This window comes from Microbacterium sp. P03 (assembly GCF_043556235.1).
Lineage (GTDB): Bacteria > Actinomycetota > Actinomycetes > Actinomycetales > Microbacteriaceae > Microbacterium.
The window spans coordinates 309,399-331,050 of record NZ_JBIGIM010000002.1 but is presented as its reverse complement, the minus strand read 5'-3'; the positions used below and the strand labels follow the sequence as shown (position 1 = coordinate 331,050).

General features: G+C 68.9%; 19 protein-coding genes. 8 read left to right on the top strand and 11 right to left on the bottom strand.

Annotation, left to right across the window (positions count from 1 at the left end):
• Positions 1-44 precede the first annotated feature (44 nt).
• Positions 45-1,511: a GuaB1 family IMP dehydrogenase-related protein gene (locus ACFXOO_RS08665; RefSeq protein ID WP_378840869.1), complete on the bottom strand. Its 1,467-nt coding sequence runs from the start codon at positions 1,509-1,511 to the stop codon at positions 45-47.
• A 179-nt stretch (positions 1,512-1,690) separates the two neighbouring features.
• Here ACFXOO_RS08665 and ACFXOO_RS08660 point away from each other — a divergent pair, with 179 nt between their 5' ends.
• Positions 1,691-5,455, top strand: coding sequence for a multifunctional oxoglutarate decarboxylase/oxoglutarate dehydrogenase thiamine pyrophosphate-binding subunit/dihydrolipoyllysine-residue succinyltransferase subunit (locus tag ACFXOO_RS08660; RefSeq protein WP_394563346.1), 3,765 nt, complete (start codon positions 1,691-1,693; stop codon positions 5,453-5,455).
• 72 nt (positions 5,456-5,527) lie between these two features.
• Positions 5,528-6,418 (top strand): diacylglycerol kinase, encoded by an 891-nt coding sequence (locus ACFXOO_RS08655; protein ID WP_394563345.1) that lies wholly within the window; start codon positions 5,528-5,530, stop codon positions 6,416-6,418.
• Positions 6,419-6,449: 31 nt separating this feature from the next.
• On the opposite strand, the gene ACFXOO_RS08650 is transcribed toward ACFXOO_RS08655, so the two are convergent.
• From ACFXOO_RS08650 to ACFXOO_RS08635, 4 genes are all read right to left on the bottom strand, one after another.
• Positions 6,450-7,742: an alpha/beta hydrolase gene (locus ACFXOO_RS08650; RefSeq protein ID WP_394563344.1), complete on the bottom strand. Its 1,293-nt coding sequence runs from the start codon at positions 7,740-7,742 to the stop codon at positions 6,450-6,452.
• Complete coding sequence (locus ACFXOO_RS08645) at positions 7,739-10,273, bottom strand: bifunctional lysylphosphatidylglycerol flippase/synthetase MprF (protein ID WP_394563343.1); 2,535 nt, start codon at positions 10,271-10,273, stop codon at positions 7,739-7,741. The genes ACFXOO_RS08650 and ACFXOO_RS08645 overlap by 4 nt, the downstream gene beginning before the upstream one ends.
• A 109-nt stretch (positions 10,274-10,382) precedes the next feature.
• Entirely contained in the window at positions 10,383-10,625 is a 243-nt protein-coding gene (locus ACFXOO_RS08640; protein WP_378840881.1) for a zf-HC2 domain-containing protein, read from the bottom strand.
• A complete protein-coding gene (locus ACFXOO_RS08635) occupies positions 10,622-11,284 on the bottom strand; it encodes a sigma-70 family RNA polymerase sigma factor (protein WP_378840884.1) in 663 nt (220 codons plus the stop codon). Before ACFXOO_RS08635 ends, ACFXOO_RS08640 begins: the two co-directional genes overlap by 4 nt.
• 53 nt (positions 11,285-11,337) lie before the next feature.
• Here ACFXOO_RS08635 and aroA point away from each other — a divergent pair, with 53 nt between their 5' ends.
• The 3 genes from aroA to bcp are packed head-to-tail and all read left to right on the top strand — an operon-like array spanning position 11,338 to position 14,307.
• A complete protein-coding gene (gene aroA / locus ACFXOO_RS08630; RefSeq protein ID WP_394563342.1) occupies positions 11,338-12,699 on the top strand; it encodes a 3-phosphoshikimate 1-carboxyvinyltransferase in 1,362 nt (453 codons plus the stop codon).
• A 31-nt stretch (positions 12,700-12,730) separates the two neighbouring features.
• Positions 12,731-13,771 (top strand): ribosome small subunit-dependent GTPase A, encoded by a 1,041-nt coding sequence (gene rsgA / locus ACFXOO_RS08625; protein WP_378840890.1) that lies wholly within the window; start codon positions 12,731-12,733, stop codon positions 13,769-13,771.
• A 44-nt stretch (positions 13,772-13,815) separates the two neighbouring features.
• Positions 13,816-14,307 (top strand): thioredoxin-dependent thiol peroxidase, encoded by a 492-nt coding sequence (bcp, locus tag ACFXOO_RS08620; RefSeq protein ID WP_378853991.1) that lies wholly within the window; start codon positions 13,816-13,818, stop codon positions 14,305-14,307.
• Here the strand turns inward: bcp and ACFXOO_RS08615 are convergent.
• Positions 14,294-14,680, bottom strand: coding sequence for a histidine kinase (locus ACFXOO_RS08615; protein ID WP_378853989.1), 387 nt, complete (start codon positions 14,678-14,680; stop codon positions 14,294-14,296). The two genes, bcp and ACFXOO_RS08615, sit on opposite strands and share 14 nt — an antisense overlap.
• A gap of 250 nt (positions 14,681-14,930) precedes the next feature.
• On the opposite strand from ACFXOO_RS08615, the gene ACFXOO_RS08610 reads away from it, so the two are divergent.
• Positions 14,931-15,179 carry a WhiB family transcriptional regulator gene (locus ACFXOO_RS08610; RefSeq protein ID WP_378840897.1) on the top strand — a complete coding sequence of 83 codons (249 nt, stop codon included), beginning with the start codon at positions 14,931-14,933 and terminating at the stop codon, positions 15,177-15,179.
• Between the two features lie 66 nt (positions 15,180-15,245).
• On the opposite strand, the gene ACFXOO_RS08605 is transcribed toward ACFXOO_RS08610, so the two are convergent.
• The 3 genes from ACFXOO_RS08605 to ACFXOO_RS08595 form a co-directional block, all read right to left on the bottom strand.
• Positions 15,246-16,739 (bottom strand): sensor histidine kinase, encoded by a 1,494-nt coding sequence (locus tag ACFXOO_RS08605; protein ID WP_378853987.1) that lies wholly within the window; start codon positions 16,737-16,739, stop codon positions 15,246-15,248.
• Positions 16,740-16,804: 65 nt separating this feature from the next.
• On the bottom strand, positions 16,805-18,118 hold the full coding sequence (locus ACFXOO_RS08600) for a CpaE family protein (protein WP_394563341.1): 1,314 nt from the start codon (positions 18,116-18,118) through the stop codon (positions 16,805-16,807).
• Positions 18,115-18,744: an SAF domain-containing protein gene (locus ACFXOO_RS08595; protein ID WP_378840905.1), complete on the bottom strand. Its 630-nt coding sequence runs from the start codon at positions 18,742-18,744 to the stop codon at positions 18,115-18,117. Before ACFXOO_RS08595 ends, ACFXOO_RS08600 begins: the two co-directional genes overlap by 4 nt.
• A 97-nt stretch (positions 18,745-18,841) precedes the next feature.
• Here ACFXOO_RS08595 and ACFXOO_RS08590 point away from each other — a divergent pair, with 97 nt between their 5' ends.
• On the top strand, positions 18,842-19,123 hold the full coding sequence (locus tag ACFXOO_RS08590) for a helix-turn-helix domain-containing protein (RefSeq protein WP_378840907.1): 282 nt from the start codon (positions 18,842-18,844) through the stop codon (positions 19,121-19,123).
• 28 nt (positions 19,124-19,151) lie between these two features.
• On the opposite strand, the gene ACFXOO_RS08585 is transcribed toward ACFXOO_RS08590, so the two are convergent.
• Positions 19,152-19,763, bottom strand: a complete 612-nt coding sequence (locus tag ACFXOO_RS08585) for a hypothetical protein (RefSeq protein WP_378840910.1) — start codon at positions 19,761-19,763, stop codon at positions 19,152-19,154.
• A gap of 124 nt (positions 19,764-19,887) precedes the next feature.
• On the opposite strand from ACFXOO_RS08585, the gene ACFXOO_RS08580 reads away from it, so the two are divergent.
• Positions 19,888-20,325, top strand: a complete 438-nt coding sequence (locus ACFXOO_RS08580; protein ID WP_378840912.1) for an Rv3235 family protein — start codon at positions 19,888-19,890, stop codon at positions 20,323-20,325.
• Positions 20,326-20,340: 15 nt separating this feature from the next.
• Here ACFXOO_RS08580 and ACFXOO_RS08575 read toward each other — a convergent pair whose 3' ends face one another.
• Entirely contained in the window at positions 20,341-21,567 is a 1,227-nt protein-coding gene (locus ACFXOO_RS08575; RefSeq protein ID WP_378840915.1) for a pyridoxal phosphate-dependent aminotransferase, read from the bottom strand.
• Between the last annotated feature and the right edge of the window lie 85 nt (positions 21,568-21,652).

The window sequence follows — 21,652 nt, the reverse complement described above, 5'->3', positions numbered from 1 at the left end:
GCCGACCGGTCGGACGGAGTCCTCCGGCGGATCCCCCGCGGGCGCTACCAGCTGACGGGCAGCGCCTTGCCCTCGTCGTAGCCGGCAGCGGATTGGAGACCGACCCGGGCGCGATCGTGGAACTCGGCGATGTTCGACGCCCCGGCGTAGGTGAACGAGGACCGCACGCCCGACGTGATCATGTCGAGCAGGTCCTCGAGCCCGGGACGCAGGGGGTCGAGGTAGATCTTCGACGACGAGATCCCCTCCGCGAACAGCTCCTTGCGCGCCAGCTCGTACGGATCGAGCCGGCCGAACCGGTCGTGCACGGCCTTCGTCGAGGCCATCCCCCACGATTCCTTGTAGACGCGCCCGTTCGCGTCCGTCTGCAGCTCGCCGGGCGCTTCGATCGTGCCGGCGAACCACGAGCCGATCATGACGGATGCCGCGCCCGCCGCGAGCGCGAGTGCGACGTCGCGGGGGTAGCGCACACCACCGTCCGCCCACACGTGCGCGCCCATGATCCGGGCGGCCTCGGCCGTTTCCAGCACTGCGGAGAACTGGGGTCGCCCGACGGCGGTCATCATGCGCGTCGTGCACATCGCGCCCGGACCGACGCCGACCTTCAGGATGTCGGCGCCCGCGGCAACCAGATCGTGCACGCCCTCCGCGGTGACGATGTTGCCCGCCGCGATCGGGATTCCCAGGTCGAGCTCCGAGACGGCGCGCAGGGCCCGCAGCATGCCCTCCTGATGGCCGTGTGCGGTGTCGAGCACGAGGACGTCGACACCCGCGGAGGCGAGCGCGCGCGCTTTGGACTGCACATCGCCGTTGATACCGACCGCCGCGGCCACGATCAGTCGTCCCGACGCGTCGACGGCGGGACGGTACAGCGTCGTGCGCAGAGCGCTCTTGCGCGAGAGCGTGCCGATCACGAACCCGTGGTGCAGCACGCACACCGTCTCCGCTTCGGTGGCGACGATCAGATCGAACGCGTGGCGGGCATCCGTGACGTCGTCGGCGTCGATCGAGACCGTCCGACCACGGGCCAGATCGCCGAGCCGGGCGTCAGGCAGCGCGGTGCCGAGCCGCTGCGCCGACACCACACCCCGCACGGCGGAGATCGGCAGGCCCCCGTCGACCCCGTGCGCGTCGTCGGCGACCACGATGCCATGACCGTCCGTCACGGGCAGCAGACGCGTGGCATCCTCCACCGTGGCTTCCGGCGGGAGGACGAGGGGCGTGTCCCACGGCACCGGCTGCGCCTTCACCCAGCGGATGGCCGCGTCGAGTTCCTGCAAAGGCATGTCCTGCGGGAGCACACCCAGCCCGCCGCGCCTCGCCAGCGTCGCCGCCAGGCGGGGTCCGGTCACGGAGTTCATGTTCGCGGATACGACCGGAATCCGCGCCGTGGTGCCGTCGCCCGGTGAGAGGTCGACGTCCAGCCTGCTCGTCACCTCGGACCGTCGGGGTACGAGGAACACATCCGAGTAGGTCAGATCGAGGTCGGGCTGGTCTCCGTAGAACTCCATTCTGTCAAGGGTAGTGATTCTTGCGACGCGGATAATGATGCCAAATCGTGCGACGCCGGGGGTGGTCCCGCCGGAGAGGGACCGGGCAGACTGGGTTACGCTTAACAATCGTGTTCACGGGCCCGGAAAGTCGCGTGTGACACTCCACATACTTCACTGATGAGAGCAGGCGATTCTGCGTGTCGAGCCAGGTGACGGGCGTCGGAACTTCGAGCGAGGGAGAGTTCGGGGCCAACGAATGGCTGGTCGATGAGCTCTACGAGCAGTTCACGGCCGACAAGAACTCCGTCGACAAGGCCTGGTGGCCGATCCTCGAGGCTTACCATCCGGTGGACGTGAGCGACGAGGCGGACACACCCGCCTCCGCGAGCAGCCCCGCCGCCGAGGCCCCGACGGCGCCGTCGCCGGCTCCTGAGCCCGCAGCCGCGGCGACGTCCGCAGCCGCTCCATCCACGGCGTCCGAGCCCCGCCCGGTCACCGCGCCGATCCCGGTCATCGGTTCTCAGCCGGTCGCCCGGACCACCACCAAGCCCGCCGCGCGCCAGCCGATCCCCGCGCAGGCTCCGACGACCCCGAGCTCCTCCCCCAAGGAGAGCAGCGAAGAGGACGTCGTGACCCCGCTGCGCGGGATGACCAAGACACTGGCAGCCAACATGGACCAGTCGCTGACCGTGCCCACCGCGACCAGCGTCCGCACGGTCCCGGCCAAGCTGATGATCGACAACCGGATCGTCATCAACAACCACATGTCGCGCACGCGCGGCGGCAAGGTCAGCTTCACCCATCTCATCGGGTGGGCGCTGATCCAGGCGTTGAAGGAATCGCCCAGCCAGAACGTGTTCTACGCCGAGATCGACGGCAAGCCGTCGGTCGTCGCGCCCGCGCACATCAATCTCGGCATCGCGATCGACCTCCCCAAGCCCGACGGCTCGCGGGCGCTCATGGTGCCGAGCATCAAGCGCGCCGACACCTTGACGTTCGACGAATTCCTCACCTCCTACGAAGACCTCGTCGTCCGCGCCCGCGCGAACAAGCTGACCGCCGCAGATTTCCAGGGCACGACGATCTCCCTCACCAACCCGGGCGGCATCGGCACCGTCCATTCCGTGCCGCGGCTGATGAAGGGTCAGGGGTGCATCGTCGGCGCCGGCGCTCTCGAGTATCCGGCCGAATTCCAGGGGTCGAGCGAGAAGACGCTCGTCGAGCTGGGCATCGGCAAGACGATCACGCTGACCAGCACCTACGACCACCGTGTCATCCAGGGTGCGGGCTCGGGCGAGTTCCTCAAGAAGGTGCACGAGCTGCTGATCGGGCAGCGCGGCTTCTATGACAACATCTTCGCCGCCATGCGCATCCCGTACGCTCCGATCCACTGGGCCTCCGACATCAACGTGGATCTCGCCGAGCGGATCGACAAGGCTGCGCGCGTGCAGGAGCTCATCAACTCGTTCCGTGTGCGCGGACACCTGATGGCCGACGTCGACCCGCTCGAGTACAAGCAGCGCACCCACCCCGACCTCGAGATCGAAGAGCACGGGCTCACCTTCTGGGACCTCGACCGCGAGTTCGTCGTCGGCGGCTTCGGCGGCAAGCGTCAGATGAAGCTCCGTGACATCCTCGGCGTCCTGCGCGACTCCTACTGCCGCACCATCGGTCTGGAGTACATGCACATCCAGGACCCCGAGCAGCGCCGGTGGTTCCAGGAGAACGTCGAGGTCAAGTACCAGAAGCCCGGCCACGACGAGCAGCTGCGCATCCTCAGCAAGCTCAACGAGGGTGAGGCCTTCGAGACGTTCCTGCAGACGAAGTACGTCGGCCAGAAGCGCTTCAGCCTCGAGGGTGGCGAGTCGCTGATCCCCCTGCTCGACGAGATCCTGCAGGGCGCTGCCCAGGCGGGCATGGACGGCGCGGCCATCGGCATGGCCCACCGTGGTCGATTGAATGTGCTGACCAACATCGCCGGCAAGACCTACGGCCAGGTGTTCCGGGAGTTCGAGGGCTCCGTCGCCGTCGGGTCCAAGAGCGGCTCGGGCGATGTGAAGTACCACCTCGGCACGGAAGGCACCTTCGTGGACGACCGGGGCGACGAGCTTCCCGTCCTGATCGCCGCGAACCCCTCGCACCTCGAGACCGTCGACGGTGTGCTCGAGGGCATCGTCCGCGCCAAGCAGGACCGCAAGGCCATCGGCACTTTCTCCTGGCTGCCGATCCTCGTCCACGGCGACGCGGCCTTCGCCGGCCAGGGTGTCGTCGTCGAGACCCTGCAGATGTCGCAGCTCCGCGGGTACCGCACCGGCGGCACGATCCACGTGGTCGTCAACAACCAGGTGGGCTTCACCACGGTGCCGGGTGACGCCCGCTCGTCGGTGTACGCGACGGATGTCGCGAAGACCATCCAGGCCCCCGTCTTCCACGTGAACGGCGACGACCCCGAAGCCGTCGTGCGTGTCTCGCAGCTCGCCTTCGCCTACCGCGAGCGGTTCCACCGCGACGTCGTCATCGACCTCGTCTGCTACCGCCGTCGCGGACACAACGAGGGCGACGACCCGTCGATGACGCAGCCGCTGATGACCAACCTCATCGAGGCGAAGCGCTCGGTCCGTCGGCTCTACACGGAATCGCTGGTCGGTCGCGGCGACATCACCGAAGAGGAATACGAACAGGCCAAGCGCGATTTCCAGAACCGTCTCGAGATTGCCTTCGCGGAGACGCACGCGGCGGAGACCGGCACCACGAACGTCGTCGATGCGGATGCCGACGACGCCGAACCCGTCGCCGGTGAGCCCGAGTCCACCGGAGTGTCGCGCGACGTCATCCAGCTGATCGGCGACACGTTCGTCAATCAGCCCGAGGGCTTCACCGTGCACGCGAAGCTGAAGCAGCTTCTCGACAAGCGTCTCGACATGAGCCGCAACGGCGGGATCGACTGGGCCTTCGGCGAACTCCTCGCCTTCGGATCGGTTCTCCTGGAGGGCACCAACGTGCGCCTCGCCGGGCAGGACAGCCGACGGGGGACGTTCGTGCAGCGGCATTCCGTGCTGCACGACCGCAACAACGGCCAGGAATGGATCCCGCTGACCAACCTCAGCGAGAACCAGGGTCGCTTCTGGGTCTACGACTCCCTGCTCAGCGAGTACGCCGCCATGGGCTTCGAGTACGGCTATTCCGTGGAACGACCCGACGCGCTCGTGCTCTGGGAAGCGCAGTTCGGCGACTTCGCCAACGGTGCGCAATCCGTCATCGACGAGTACATCTCGGCCGCGGACCAGAAGTGGGGCCAGCAGTCGAGCGTCGTGCTCCTCCTCCCCCACGGCTTCGAGGGACAGGGTCCCGACCACTCGTCAGCGCGCATGGAGCGGTACCTGCAGATGTGCGCGCAGGACAACATGATCGTCGCGCGGCCCTCGACCCCGGCATCCTATTTCCACCTCCTTCGCCGTCAGGCGTATGCGCGTCCTCGTCGACCACTGATCGTGTTCACACCCAAGGCCATGCTGCGGCTGCGCGGAGCGACCAGCCCGGTCGAGGACTTCCTCGACGGGAAGTTCGAGCCGGTGATCGACGACGGTCGTGAGATGGACAAGTCAGCGGTGAAGCGCGTGCTGCTGCACGCCGGCAAGATCCACTGGGATCTGGCCGCGGAACTCGAGAAGAACCCGAATCCCGCGATCGCCCTGGTTCGCCTCGAGCAGTACTACCCCGCCCCGATCGCTGAGCTCAACGCGGTCATCGACAGCTATCCGGACGCCGAACTCGTCTGGGTGCAGGACGAGCCGGAGAACCAGGGCGCTTGGCCGTTCATCGCCCTGGAGGTCGTCAAGCACCTGCACGGTCGCACCATCCGCTGCGTGTCCCGGACGGCCGCGGCGTCGCCCGCCACCGGCTCGCCGAAAGTGCACGCACGCGAGCACGCCGCCCTCATGGCCGCGTCGCTCACCATCTGAGTTCGCAGACCACGAACGACGGCCCCTCCGCCCACGGCGCGGGGGCCGTCGTCGCTCTGTCAAGCTGATGCCGTGAACGTCGTCGTCCTCCTCAACCCCGCAGCGCGGGGCGACGTGCACCGTGCCACGAGCGAGACGGTGGCACGCCTCCGTGCGGCCGGCCACACCGTGTCGATCCTGCGGGGAGCGGATGCCGCCGAGTCGACGGCGCTCATCCGGGCGTCGGCCGCTCGAAGCGTCGACGCCGTCGTCGTCGTGGGGGGAGACGGGATCGCTCATCTGGCTCTGCAGGAGCTGGCGGGCACCGACGTGCCGCTCGGGATCATCCCGGTGGGCACCGGCAACGACCTCGCGACGCACCTCGGCATCCCCGAGCACGACCGCGCTCGGGCAGCCGACATCGTGGCCGCGGGCCACGTCCGCCGGATCGACCTCGCGGAGACGACCGACCTCGACGGCACCCGCCGCCTGTTCGGCACGGTCCTCGCCAGCGGCTTCGACTCGTACGTCAACGGACGCGCGAACCGCATGCGGTGGCCGCGCGGACCGATGCGCTACAACATCGCCATCTTCATCGAGTTCCTCTTCCTGAAGTCTGCGTCCTACCGCGTCGAGATCGACGATGAGACCCTGGCGGGCGAATTCATGATGGTGACCGTGGCGAACACCCGCACGTACGGGGGCGGCATCCCCATCTCGCCCGACGCCGATGACGCCGATGGCCTTCTGGACATCACGATCGTCCGTGCCGCCGGGCGGCTGAGACTGCTCGGGCTGCTCGTGCGTGTTCTGCGCGGTACACACCTCGGTCGGCCGGAAGTGATCACTCGACGCGCGCTCTCCGTGCGGCTGGACTCCCCGGGGATGACGGCGTACGCCGACGGCGACCCCATCGGTCTGCTCCCCCTCACGGTCCGCGCACGCCCCACCGTGATCGGGATCTTCGCGCCGGCGCGAAGATGATCGACGACGTCGCGCACGCTGATTCATCCGCTCAGGGCGGCGCGAGCCCCCAGGCCTTGCCCATCGCGTCGAGAGACAGTGCCAGGCCCTGATCGAGCGCTTTGCCCGTGTGTCCTGCGCCGGGGATCTTCTCGAACGTGACCGTGAGGCCCGCGTCGCGCGCGGCGCGGGCGTTGCGCTCCTGCCCGGGACCGAACTCTTCGTCATCCGACCCGGCGGTGAAGACCGCCGTGTGCCCGCGGTACGCGCCGGGCGGGGCGGCCGCCATGACGTTCGCGGGCTTGGATGCCTCGAACGCCGCCGTGTCCCCTCCGAAGACGGCGGCCGTCGTCTCGGCGACCGTCTCAGACCCCGGGAACTCGTTGCCCGACACGTCGATGACATTCCCCCAGATGTGGGGATGCTGTGCGGCCCACGTGATGGCGCACGAACCGCCGTTGGAGTATCCGCCGATGGTCCAGGTGGCCGGATCGGGATCGATGTTGAGCTTGGCGAGGGCGAAGGCGGGGATCTGGGTGTTGAAGTAGGTCGAGACCGCACCATAGGCCGCCGAGTCGCGGCACGCGGGGTCGCGTTCCGGGTCGGTCAGCTGATCCGCGACGATGGCGATCGGTGCGAGTCCCTGATGGGCTGCCGCATAATCGTCCAGTGCGATCGCGAGGCTCGTCGGATCGGGGGAGCCCGGCTGACCCATCATGAAGACGAGGAGCGGAAGCTTCGGCGGGTTTTCGACCAGGGCCGCCGGCGGGAGGTAGATCGCGGGCTCCCTCGCGGCGTAGCCGGGAGACGGTATCGCGTTCGCCCCGCTCAGCGCGCCGACCATGCCCTGCTGCGGCATGCCCGCCGGCGGCTTCCACGACGAGAAGAGCGTCTGATCGGCGTCGTCGGTCGTCAGAGCGGGCAGGGTGACCGCCGGCGCGGACTGCACGCCCAGGATCGCCGACAGATTGTGGTCGATCCCGTAGGCGAAGTTCACGCCCACCACGGTGGTGCACAGCGCCAGTGCGGCGGCGGCGAGCGCGACGAGTCGGCGCCACCACGGGCGGGTCAGCACGCCCGCGACGCTCAGTCCGACGGCGGCGAATCCCACCGACACCCACGCGCCCGCGGCCGGCAGCACGTTGTCGCCGATGGCCTGGGTCACGTCCACGACAGCGAGGGTTGCGAAGGCGAGCACCGCGCCGGCTCCCGCGCCGAAGACGAAGCGCCAGGGATGGCGCGGCCGCGGGAGGACGACGATCAGGAGCAGCTGCGCCGTGGCTGCGGCAGTGAGTGCCAGCACCGGGCTGTCGAGCAGCTCGAGCGACAGCAGCCAGCCGGTCATCGCGAGGCGCCGAGCAGTGTGCGGGCCAGAGCGACGTATTGCCGCGAGGAGGCCGTCGGCAGGTACGCCTGTGCCAGCGCCGAGCCCACGGAGGGGAGCGTCAGGGGGTCGGCGTACGCGAGATGCAGGGAGCGGTACGACGGCGAGAACTTGCTCTTGAACCGGAACAGCGACGCGAAACCGTAGGCGGGTTCGAGCACACGCGCCATCCAGCCCAGGAAGACCGTCACGGCCGTGGGCGAAGCATCCGTCGTCTCTGCGTCCGTCGCCGGCTTCGTCGCGAGCGGCGCGCCGGAGAGGCTGAGCATCGACACGCCGTCGTTCTGCATGAGCTGCGCCGCTTTCGCGAGAAGGAACTCCATCATGCCGTTCGGCGAATCGTCCCGCCGCCGCATGAAGTCGAGTGTCCACCCGTCGACGGCACCCGCGCTCCAGGAGGGGAGCCAGCTCGTCACCGCCTGCACCCGATCATGCGGGTCGATCGCGACGAGGAGGCGCACGTCGTCGTCACGCAGTTCGTCGAGCGAGCCGAGGGTGAAACCCATCTCGGGCAGCGACTTCTCGGCGACCCACTGCTCGCTGATCTCGACGATCTGGCTCGAGATCGTCACGGGAAGGTCGTGCCAGGTCGTCCATTCGGCGCGGACGCCTTCGCGCTCAGCACGATTGAGGGCATACCGCACCTTGCTCCACTTCTTCGCCGACGTGTCCAGAGAGCGGAGGTCGAGGAGGGTCTCCTCCCCCACCGACATATGGCTCCACCCCATCTCGTCGAAGGTGGGCAGGAAGTCGTCGTGGATCGAGTAGAAGACGGGCGTCCACCCCTGATGGACGCAGAACTCCGCGAACGACCGGATGGTCTGCGCCGACTGCTCAGGGGCGCACACGGGATCACCCACGGCGATCGCCACGCCGCGATGCACTCGGTAGGCGACAGCGGATTGGAGATCATCGCTGAACCAGTGCAGCGTGCCCGGCCACGTGCCGAGGAACCCCAGCGAGCCGCCGTAGCCGCGGCGGAGCAGTGCGCGGAAGAGCCTCTCGTCCATCACGGCCTCGGGAAGCCTGGTCGCACGGTACAGCCGGAACATCGCGATCGCGACCACCGCCCAGAAAGCCACCCCCACCCACTGGTATGTGAGCAGCGCCGCGCCGGTGCGCGGGTACGGAGGCTGCCCCAGCGACTGCAGGAAGACAGGAGGAATGAAGCGTCGCACCGTCTCGACGAGGAGATCGACGACACGCGGTGGGGTGTCGAACGCGCGTCGCGAGAACGACTCGACGACCAGGAATGTACCGGCGCACACCGCGAACGCCACACCGACCGTGGCTGCGAAGCGCGCGACGGCCTGTCGGGGTGCGCGTGCGCGGAACCGTGCCGACGTCGACCAGAGCACGATGGTGACGGCGAGCGGGAGCAGCAGCGACGAGCTGACCCAGAGGGCGTACTCGGGCCAGGTGCCGCTGGAGTCGGCGTCGAAGACGACGGTTCCCGCCCACAGCGATCCGACCGCCAGCAAGATGAGGGCGACGTTGGTGGCGACGGCGAGGATGAATGCCGAGCGCCGCCCACGACGAAGTCCCCACGCGGCGATGACCAGCAGGGCGACGGGCACGAGCGCCATCACCGCCGGGCCCGCACCGCGCGTCACGAGCAGCGCGAACTGGTGGTCGCACAACGGCAGGTAGCGCTCGGTGCACCGCTCCACGAGTTCGTCGTTGAACTGACCGAACGACGCGACGGCCAGCGACAGCGGTCCGCGCCCTCCGCCGGCGATCAGCGCCGCCACCGGTCCGAGACCCGTCACCGCCACGATCGCCGCCACGAGCGACCGCGTCTCCCGCGTGGAGCTGCGGTGCATGACCGGCAGCGGGGATCGAATCTCGCCCGTCCGCCGGAACAGGACGACCCCCACGGCGAGCCCGACCAGCGCGGCGATGAGGCGATACCACGAGTCGGCATCGCCGGCATAGAGAGCGAACATCGCGAGCGCGGCGAATCCGGTGACGCGCGTACGCCGTCGCCAGAGCGCCGAGGCGAAGGGGGTGGCGGCCATGATGACCGCGACCGTGGCGATCGTCGGATCGAGGACCGGCATCTCGGACCCCTCGACGGGGCGGAGGTCGGTGATCTGCCAGAGTGCCGCCTGCAGGGCACTCGAGACCAAGATCGCCGTCGCACCGACCGAAAGACCGATCCAGATGGTGCGAGCGGGCCCGAGCAGCTTCTCGGCGAAGCCGAGGAAGACCACGATCAACAGAGCGGAGGCGATCAGGTCGATCGGGGAGTCAGACACCAGGAGGGCGGTCAGCGGTGCCCACCATCGGCCCTGCTCGTAGATCGTCGTCGGCCCGGCTGCGAGGGCCTGCGGAAAGCCCCCTGCCACGGCCCACGCGGTCGCTGTGGCCAGGACGGTGAGGATCGTGAAGCCGATGGTCACGGGACGCCGACGCAGGTCGGCGAGTGCGACCGCGGCGAGCGCCCGTGCCGTCACCCCGGACAGGCCACCTCGTCCGCCGGACTCCTTCACAGCCATTCTCACCTCGAGCGTCACCGAGCCCGGGCAGTCGGCGACCCGAGCAGACAGAGCCTAGGACATGTGTCGATGAGGATGCCGAGAGAGCCCTTCCGGGCCCGCGTCAGTGGCTGGTCTGGACCGCCCGCAGGCGCGCCATCACCTGATCGCGAAGCTCCTCGGGGGCGGTCTCTTTGCACGCGCGAGCCACCACATCCGTGAGCGTCCGCGCCACGAGGGCCTCGTCCGAGCACGCCGGGCAATTCTCGAGGTGATCGGTGATGTCCTTGTGCGAGGTCTTGCAGACCTCGTGGCGGAGGTACTCTTCCAGGTCACGCCGTGCCTGGTCGCAGCCGCAGTCGCTCATTTCGTACTCCTCGTGGCGGCACTTTCGATGCCGCGCTCCTTTGCGTAGTCGGCGAGCAGTTCACGAAGCATCCGTCTGCCGCGATGCAGACGACTCATGACCGTGCCGATGGGGGTCTTCATGATGTCCGCGATCTCCTGATAGGCGAACCCCTCGACGTCGGCGAAGTACACCGCCAGTCGGAAGTCCTCGGGGATGGACTGCAGGGCGTCCTTGACGACGGATGCCGGCATGCGGTCGATGGCCTCCGCCTCGGCGGACCGACTGCTGCTGGCCGTCGTGGACTCGGCACCACCCAGCTGCCAGTCCTCGAGCTCGTCAATCGTGCCCTGATAGGGCTCGCGCTGCTTCTTGCGGTAGGTGTTGATGTACGTGTTCGTGAGGATCCGGTAGAGCCACGCCTTGAGATTCGTCCCCTGAGTGAACGTCTTCCACGACGCGAACGCCTTCACGAACGTCTCTTGAACGAGGTCGGCCGCGTCCGCGGGATTACGGGTCATCCGCATGGCCGCGGCGTACAGCTGGTCCATGAAGGGAAGCGCCTGCACCTCGAACTGGGTGCGGGCGTCTTCGGCGGTCTCTGCCTGGTCGCTCATCACGCGCAAGTCTACGTCCGGCGTCGCCGACGACCGGGAGGGGCGTTCGAGTACGGCGATCATCCTGCTCCTCCCGTCGGGCTCGTTCCGCGAGCTGTTCACTAGGCTAGAAACCGATGACTGCGGAAACCTATTCCCACGAGAGCGCGCCGCACCCGCCCGCGCGCGGACGGTGGCAGGCACCGGTCGCCGCCGGCGCACTGCGCGCCGTGGTCACCGTGCCCGGTTCCAAGTCGCTGACCAATCGCGAACTCGTCCTCGCCGCACTCGCCGACGGCCCTGGGCGGCTTTCCTCGCCGCTGCACTCCGACGACTCGGCGCGCATGATCGAGGCCCTCCGCGCTCTCGGCGTCGGCATCGAGGAGGTCCCCGGTGACGGATCGTTCGGCGCCGACCTCGTCGTCACCCCCGTCTGGCCCTTGCGGGGCGGGACCGAGATCGACTGCGGTCAGGCCGGCACGGTGATGCGCTTCGTCGCGGGGCTCGCCGGCTTCGCCAGAGGCGACGTGGCGATGACCGCCCACGAGAGCGCCCTGCATCGTCCGATGGGCGCGATGATCAAAGCCCTCCGCGACGTCGGCGTGGATGTGGACGACGGCGGACACTGGGGACTGCCGTTCACCGTGCGAGGTCGTGGACACACCCGCGGGGGTGAGATCACGATCGACGCCAGCGCGTCGAGCCAGTTCGTGTCGGGACTGCTGCTCGCCGCGGCACGCTACGACGTGGGACTGCGACTCATCCACGCCGGCGAGCGCCTGCCCTCTCAGCCGCACATCGACATGACCATCGACAGCCTCGGCCACCGCGGCGTCCACGTCGAGCACCCCGCCCCGGGCGAGTGGGTGGTGCCGTCCGGTCCCATCCGCGCGAAGGACATCGCGATCGAACCCGATCTGTCCAACGCTGCGCCGTTCCTGGCGGCGGCGATGCTCGTCGGAGGTTCGGTGTCGGTCACAGGGTGGCCTGCGCACTCGACGCAGCCCGGTGCCATGCTCGGTGACATCCTCTCGCTCATGGGGGCGCGCGTGACGCGGCGCGGCGGCGCCCTTACCGTGACGGCGGGCCACGAGATCGCCGGCGTCGATCTGGATCTGTCCGCGGCCGGCGAGCTGACCCCGACGATCTTCGCGCTGGCCGCCTTCGCCAACGCGCCGACAACGCTGTACGGCATCGGACACATCCGAGGACATGAGACCGACCGCATCGCCGCGCTCATCGGCGAACTGCGGCGTCTCGGCGGCGAGGCGCACGAGCTCGAGGACGGGATCCGCATCGTCCCTCGACCCCTGCAGGGCGGGCTGTGGCACGCCCACCATGACCACCGGATGGCGACCACCGGGGCGTTGATCGGTCTGGCGGTTCCGGGCGTCGAGATCGACGACATCGGCACCACCGCCAAGACGATGCCGGAGTTCCCCGAGATGTGGGAGCGGATGCTGCGCACTCCGCCGTCGGATCGGAACGACTTCGCGTGAGGACTCCTGGACCCCGCCGGCAGTCCCGCTCATGAGCTGGCTCCCTCCGGACGACGACGACGATGACGAGTTCGACGAGAACGACATCCGCTCGAGGCCCAACCCGAAGGCCAACCGGCCGCGGACGAAGCGTCGCCCCGCCCACGCGGACGCGCAGACCGCGCGTGTGCTGGGCGTGGACCGCGGCCGCTACACGGTCCTCCTGGACGAGGACACCCCCGAGGAGCACCGGGCGCTCGCCAGCCGCGCCCGCGAACTGCGCAAGGTCGCGATCGTCACCGGAGACCGCGCGCGCGTCGTCGGCGATGCGACCGGCGACGAGGGCACCCTCGCCCGCATCATCGGCATCGAAGAGCGCACCTCCCTCCTGCGCCGGAGCGCCGATGACACCGACCAGGTCGAGCGCGTCATCGTGGCGAACGCGGACCAGATGCTCATCGTGGTCGCCGCCGCAGACCCCGAGCCCCGCGCGAGACTGGTCGACCGCTACATCGTGGCCGCGCTCGACGCGGGCGTGCGCCCCCTGCTGGTGGTGACCAAGACCGACTTGGCCGATCCCTCCGCATTCCTGCGCCACTTCGAGGGTCTCGACCTCACGGTGTTCACCAGTGCCCAGCTCGACATGCCGCTGGCCGAGATCGGTCGCTCGCTGGTGGGGCACTCGACGGTCTTCGTCGGTCACTCCGGGGTCGGCAAGTCGACGCTCGTGAACGCGCTCGTGCCGAGCGCCGACCGGGCGACCGGGCATGTGAACGAAGTGACCGGCCGCGGGCGTCACACATCCTCTTCGACGGTGTCGCTGCGCTACGTGGGTGAAGACGGCACGGGCTGGGTGATCGACACCCCCGGTGTGCGCTCCTTCGGTCTCGGACACGTGGATCCCGCCAGCATCCTGCGGGGCTACACCGACCTCGCCGCCATCGCCCAGGAGTGCCCTCGCGGCTGTACGCACCTGCCCGATGCGCCGGACTGCGCCTTGAACGAGGCTCTCGCCGAGGGGCTGCTCGGTCCTCGCGGGGAAGAACGCCTCAACTCGCTCCAGCGTCTGCTCGCGACCTTCGCCGGCCGGTGAACCGCGCACTCGTGCCTGTGAACGCCGCCCCATAGGCTGGAGCGATGACCCCTCAGCTGCAGACCGGGGCGACCGCGCCCGACTTCACCCTCGACGATCAGGACGGCCGGCCCGTCCACCTGCGCGATCTCCGCGGCACGCGCGTGATCCTGTACTTCTACCCGGCGGCGATGACGCCCGGCTGCACGACGCAGGCCTGCGACTTCCGGGACAGTCTCTCGTCGCTGCAGGCTCTCGGCTACACCGTGATCGGAGTCTCGCGGGACACCCCCGAGAAACTCCGGGAATTCCGCGAACGCGATGCCCTCCCCTTCCCCCTCTTGAGCGATCCCGACCATGCGGTGCACGATGCCTACGCGGCGTGGGGAGAGAAGACGAATTACGGCAAGGTCAGCGAGGGCGTTCTTCGTTCCACGTTCGTCATCGACGAGGCGGGCACTCTCACGCACGTGCTCTACAACGTCAAGGCCACCGGCCACGTCGCACGGCTGCGGGCCCTGCTCGAGGCCGACCAGGCGCCCGTCACGTCTTCCTGAGGTCGGCGGCCGCGCGTCGGGCGGCCATCACCAGCAAGATGAACCCGACCAGTGCGGGGACGGCGAGCCCGAGGCCGATCAGCGGGTGCGCATACGCGCCGGTGGCGGCGCCCAGAGCCACCGCCGCGATCAGCACCTGGGTCACGATGCCGCCGGAGCGCCCCCACGACTGCCCACGAGCGATCGCCACGGCGAAAGCGATGACCGCGATCGCCCCGACGGCGGTCAGCACGACAAGGGCGATCGCGCTGGAGAGGGATTCGGTGTCGCCGTCAGCGAGGGCAGAAACCTGCCAGAGCAGCAGCGCGACGATGCCGATGCCCTCCGCCCCCACGACGAGCGCAGCGAGTCGATAGACGGATTTCGTCGACATGATCCAGGATCCCCTCGGCGCGACCCACTCTGATTTGTCGAGATCCTCCACCTCACGGGGCGGATGCTCAGCATTTCCCGCACATTGACGTGAACGGACTCTTGATTCCCTTTTGCCGCTGTGGAAACATTGTCAGAAGCCATGTGCTCCCACAGCGAAGTGGGGCGAGCAACTGCTCGCACATCCCACAGAGTACCGGATCCGAAACGGCCGCCGGACTCTCAACGACTTCGTAACAAGGAGCACCACCATGGATTGGCGCGACAAATCCGCCTGCCTGACCGTCGACCCCGAGCTGTTCTTCCCCGTGGGGAACACCGGTCCCGCCGTCGATCAGATCGAGAAGGCCAAATCCGTCTGCTCTCGGTGCACCGTCACCGAGGTCTGCCTGCAGTACGCCCTGGAGACCGGTCAGGACTCGGGCGTGTGGGGCGGCCTCTCCGAGGACGAGCGTCGCGCCCTCAAGCGTCGCGCCGCCCGCGCCCGCCGCGCTTCCTGATCCACCGCTGACGAGAGCGACGGATGCCTCGGCATCCGTCGCTCTCGTCATGAGACGGTCAGGGCGTCATGAGGCGGTCGGGGCGATGTAGCGCAGAGGGATGTCGATCGTGACCTCGGTGCCGCTGCCCATGATCGTGTGCCAGTCGATCGTCCCGCCGAGCTCCCCCTGGATGAGAGTGCGGACGATCTGCGTCCCGAGGCCGCGGCCGACCTGACCTTCCGGCAGACCCACGCCGTTGTCGCGCACGCGCACCGCGAGGCGCTCGTCGCTGCGCTCCGCGATGATCTCGACGTCGCCTTCCTTGCCGGCCAAACCATGCTCGACGGCGTTGGTGACGAGCTCGGTGAGGGCGAGCGCCAGCGGTGTCGCGTATTCACTGGGCAGAGTGCCGAACCGGCCGGTGGTGCGGGTGTGCGCCTGCGTCGTGGGCGCGGCGGCCACTTCTGCCGCGAGCTTGAGCACGCGCGCGAACACGTCATCGAAGTCGACCTTCTGCGCGAGGCCCTCCGAGAGCGTGTCGTGCACGACCGCGATCGCCGAGACCCGCCGCATGGCCTGGGTCAGCGCCTCGCGCGCCTCCTCGGAGTGCGAGCGACGGGATTGGATGCGCAGGAGCGATGCGACGGTCTGCAGGTTGTTCTTGACGCGGTGGTGGATCTCGCGGATCGTCGCATCCTTCGTGATCAGCTCCTGCTCCTGATGCCGGATCTCGGTCACGTCGCGGCACAGAACGATCGCGCCGATGCGGTTGCCGTGGTCACGCAGCGGGATCGTCCGCAACGACACCGCGACCCCGCGCGCCTCGATGTCGGCGCGCCACGGTGCGCGTCCACTCACCACGAGTGGGAGGGACTCGTCGAACTGACGTTTCTCGGGGATGATGCTCGTCGTCACCTCGACGAGGGACTCGCCCTCGAGCTCGTCCTCGAAACCCATGCGGTTGAACGCCGACAGGGCGTTCGGACTCGCGAAGGTCGTCACCCCGTCGACGTCGATGCGGATCAGTCCGTCCGACGCCCGGGGAGCGCCGCGTCGGGGCGAGGTCGGCGCAGACAGGTCGGGGAAGTCCGCGGACGCCACCATGCCGAACAGGTCGTCGGCGCAATCGTTGAACGTGATCTGCTGCCGGGAGGGGGTGCGGGTCTCGCCGAGGTTGGTGTGCCGGGTGAGTACTCCGATGGCGACAGCCGGGTGATCGGCGCGGCCGCGCTCGCGGATGATGGGCACAGCCCGGACACGCGTCGGCGTCTCCTCGAACCAGTCCGGCGAGGCCGAGTCGACGATACGTCCTTCGTCGAAGGCCTGGCGCACCTGGGTGCGCCACTGCGGGCGCACGCGGTCGCCCACGATGTCGCGGTAGAACAGCGTCGCGGCACCGCTCGGGCGCGTGTGCGCCACGGCGACGAACGTGTCGTCGGACGTCGGCACCCAGATGACGATGTCTGCGAAAGCGAGGTCGGCGAGGAGCTGACCGTCACCGGCGAGCCGGTGGAGCCATTCCACATCTGCTTCGCTGGAGCGCCCCTGGGCGTAGACGAGATCGCTGAGTGTCGACACGGTTCCAGCCTAGAGTCCGGCCCGCGCTCCGCCGCTCACGGCGCCGGTCGGTGCCTGGGGGCGCGTCATGCGTCGACGGCGACGGCACGCGTCCGGCGGCGGCGCGGTGCACGGCCGGCCGACGGTACAGGTCCCGAGACCGGCGGCGAGATGACGGCACCGACGAACCTCCGCAGCGCGAGCGTGAAGGGTGATCGCGGCGCCGCCTCCGCGATCGGACGCGCCGCGAGGAGCGCGGCATCCGCGGACCGGGGGTCCATCGGGAGGAACCAGACGTCGTCGATGCCTCCGAAGCGATCCAGCGCTCGCCGAACCTGGCCGCGCGCGTCGATCCCGAGAGCTCCGGGCCGCAGGCGATTTGCCACCACCGCCACGGGCGTGGTGCCGATCGCGGCACGCAGCTCGGTGTAGCCGCGGAGGAAACGCGCGACCCCGATGGGGTCGGCCGCGACGACCGCCACGACGAGATCGGCGCTGCGGAGTGCGGCGAGCGTCGCTGCGTTGCGGCGTGGGCCGTCGAGGTCGCTCACGATCTCCTCATCGCGCTCGAGTGCGGCGCCGACGTCGACGACGGTGTGGTCGGCCCACGTCCTGCAGGCGGCGAGAGCCGCGGTGACACGCGCATCCGAGAGCTCTGGCCACCGCGAGGGGCGGTTGATCCCCGTGAGGACGTCGACGCCGCTGCCGTCCCAAGGCACGCTGATGCGCGTGAGTTCGCGGGCGTCGAGTCCTCCGATCTCGGCGTGACGGCACGCAGCTGCGAACCCGGGTCCTTCGTCGGCGATCCCCAGTGCGATCGCGATCGACGGGGCGTGTGTGTCGGCATCAACGAGCGCGACGTGTCGCCCCCCGCGAGCGAGTTCGAGAGCGAGCTCGATCGCGATCGTGGAACGGCCCGGCGCCCCGGCCGGCCCCCACACGGCCACCACCCGGGATGGAGAAGCCGCGACCGAGGGCGCGACACGGCTCGGCCGGGTGCGCGCGGGGGCGGCGCGGAGGGAGTCAGCCAGAATCCAGGCCTCGACACCGAGTTCATGCCCGTCGCCGACCCCGTAGGCGGCGGCAAGTCGCGCGTCGGCCGGTGTCGCGCAGAGGGGCACGATCCTCGCCCCCTCCCGGTCCGTCAGCGCCACGGCCGACTCGGTCAGCGAATCGCGCCCGACCTGCAGGACGACGATCTCGACCTCTGTGAGATCGCGCAGCAGTTCCGCGCGCGAGAGGTCGCGGGCGTCGTCCGGTCGTTCGTAGAGCGCTCGCGCCTCCCCGGCCCGGGCCAGCGCGGATGCCGCTACGACGGCGACCACGTCGATCCCCTCGTCTCGGAGTCCGTCGGCGAGGACCGTGCCGCGCGACCCGTCCACCGCAACGATCACCCTCACTTCGAGCCACCCGTCGTCGGGACCACCGACAGTGCCGACTCGTCGGACATCGCCTCGAGGACGGCGGCGACATCGGCGCGCGCGATCACGACCTCCAGTGCGGCAGAGCCTCCTCCGATCATCGAATCGTCGCGCGACACCGAGATGACGGTGGCATCGACCACCAGGATGCGCGGGGTATCGTACGTGCCGCTCTCGATCAGCGGCGCCGACCACACCTCGACGACGGTGCCGGCGTCGACCGAGGCGGGGACGTCGACGGAGCTCCGCAGCACGATCGTCGTGACGGTGGCCGCGGAAGGGTCCCCGACGGCGCTCTGCGGCACGAGCTCACCGGAAGGGATCGTCCGCGTGGCGACGAGAGAGCCTTCGAGTGCATCCGGTGCGAGGTAGACATCGCCCATCTGCCCCAGCGCGACGTCGACCACCTGCAGATCATCGCTTGTGAGGGCTTGACCGGGCACGATGGTTCGAGCAGCGGCGAAGACCGAGACGGTCGCCCGCGACGAGGACACGACGAACCACACTCCGGCGATGGATGCTGCGACCAGCACGATCCCGAGAAGGAAGCGCGCGTCGCTCCAGAAGGCGCGGCGCCGGGGACGCGCGATGTCCTGTACCGTCATGCCCCCATCGTCACTCAGATCGCAGAACCGCCCCCGACGTTATCCACAGGAGGCGTGGCCTGCGCCCGACACCGAGAACCGCCGCGATAATGAAGCCATGCCCGATTCCTCCGCGTCCGGCGCGCGCCTGCTCGCCCCCGCCCAGGTGGCCGAGCTGCTGCGTCTGTCCGTCGACGAAGTCGTGGCTCTCATCCTCGAGGGGCAGCTGCGCGGTGCCAGGGTAGGCTCCCCCGCGACCTGGCGGGTCGACGAGTCCAGCGTGGCGGAGTACCTCGACGCGCAGGCCGAGGAGGCCCGTCGGATCGCGCTGTGGCATCAGTCCAACGCTGCGAGCTTTCCCGAGCTCTGGGGCACCGGCATCGTCCGCAACCCCGATTGACAGCGCCCACGCCCCCGGAGCCGGCCGGTCAGTACGCGGATGCCGCGGTTTCCAGCCGAACCCATGCGACCGCGCCCAGGGGGATGACGCGGTGGCCGGACACGATGTCGCTTCGCCGTGGCGCACCCGCGTCATGCAGCGCGATGTCGAGGTGATCGGCGCCGGCTCGATCGATCGTGCCGGTGAGCAGCCGGTTGTTCGCGAGCTGCACGGACACGCAGACGCGCCGGCGAACCAGATCGCGCAGCACGAATCCGAAGGTCATCCGATCGGCCAGCGCCGAGGGCGCCGCCGCGGGCGCCGGGCGGGCGGAGCGAAGCACATCCGCGTGCGCCATCGCGATCGCACACACGGCACCGAGCGGCACGATGAGACTGCGCCCGCGCCCGGCATTCTGGAGAGCGACCCAGTCGACGCCGAGGCCGCTCACCTCCGCCGAAATGGTGGAGCCGTCGACGAATTCGAAAGTCGGCGCCGTTCCGTTCGATCCGTCTCGGCCGATCAGCGCGTGCAGCCGCTCACGAAGCGTCACTCGAGACAGACGCAGCCGTTCGGCCTCGGTGTCGAGCGCCGCGCGCTCCGCCTCCCACTCCGAGGCCAACTGGTCTTCGAGGTCTTCGAAGAATCGATCCCACTGCACCCTGCGACCTTAGAGGCGATAGCACACGAGAACCTTCAGTTATCCACAACACGCTGACGCGCTTCCTGTGAGTTCGCCGAGTGCCCTACTGTCTGAGGACGATCCTCCATCGAAAGTGGGAACCATGGTGCGTCAGTCCGCCGGAACGAACCGTGCACATGCCTCCCTGCCGGCCGCGGATCTGACCGAGTTCTTCGCTCCGCAGCGCACCTCCTCCCACGCCCTCCCCGACCCCGAGCCGCTCCTGCGCAACCTCACCCGAGGGGTCCTCGAGGTACTGGCCGGCGTGCGCGAAGTGGATCAGCTCGCACGGTGGATGACGGAGGATGCCTACCGATCGCTCGTGACCCGCGCCAATCTTGCCGTCCGCGCCCGCAGCGCGCGCGGAATCCCGGCGACCCGGCCGGTGCACAGCATCCTGTCCGTTCACACGTCCTCACCGGTGGACGGCGCCGTCGAGGCAGTCCTCATCGTGGGCGGACCCGCGCGCACCCGCGCCGTCGCCATTCGCCTCGAAGGAATGGACCGCCGCTGGCGCGCGACATCACTCGCCCTGCTCTGATTCTCGAGGCTCGCTCTACGGTTTGTAGGACGACAGGAAGTTCCCCAGTCGTTCGACGGCCTGCGTGAGCACGCGCGCCTCCGGAAGCGTGACGATGCGCACGTGGTCGGGTGTCGGGAAGTTGAAGCCCGTTCCCTGCACGAGGAGGACGTGTTCGGCCACGAGGAAGTCGTAGACGAACTTGGCATCGTCATCGATCTCGTACACGTCCGGATCGAATCGCGGGAATGCATAGAGCGCACCCTGCGGCCGCACGCACGACACGCCGGGGATCGCTTCAAGACCCTCCCAGGCCGCATCCCGCTGCTCGTGAAGGCGTCCCATCGGGGCGATCAGCGCATCGATCGACTGGACGCCCGACAGGGCCGCCTGCACCGCGTGCTGCGCGGGCACGTTCGGGCACAGCCTCGTGGAGGCGAGGAGGTTGATGCCTTCGAGGAACCCGGCCGCGTGCGCCTGCGGACCGGTGATCACCAGCCAGCCCGAGCGGTAGCCGGCCACCCGGTAGGTCTTCGACAGACCGTTGAACGTCAGGCACAGCAGGTCGGGCGCAATGGTCGCCATCGGAATGTGCTCGACGTCATCGAACAGGATGCGGTCGTAGATCTCGTCCGCGAGGATCAGCAGCGAGTTCTCCCGGGCGATCTCGGCGACACCCTCCAGCACCTCGCGGGAGTACACCGCGCCGGTCGGATTGTTCGGATTGATGATCACGATGGCCTTGGTGCGCGGGGTCACCTTCGCGCGGATGTCCTCGAGGTCGGGATGCCACCCGTCGGACTCGTCGCAGCGGTAGTGGACGGGCGTGCCTCCGCCGAGGCTGGTCATCGCCGTCCACAGCGGGTAGTCGGGCGCGGGGATGAGCACCTCATCGCCTTCGTCCAGCAGGGCCTGCATCGTCATCGTGATGAGTTCGGAGACGCCGTTGCCGAGATAGACGTTGTCAGGGTCGACCTTGGGGAAACCCGGGAGCTGCTCGTAGCGATACACCACGGCCCGACGCGCCGACATGATGCCCCGGCTCTCGCTGTAGCCGTGCGCGTGCGGGATCGCCTCGATCATGTCGCGAACGATCTGATAGGGCGCTTCGAAGCCGAACGACGCCGGATTGCCGGTGTTGAGCTTGAGGATCGTGTGACCCTCGGACTCGAGTCGCCCGGCCTCCACGAGCGCCTGGCCGCGGATCTCGTACAGCACGTTCTTGAGCTTGGAGGATTGATCGAGATGACGAAGCGGACTCATCGCCTCAGAATAGCTTCGCCCCGACGAAGCCAATAGCCACGTTGCGGACCGTGCGGAACGGGAGCGCGCCCGGCCTCAGCCGCGA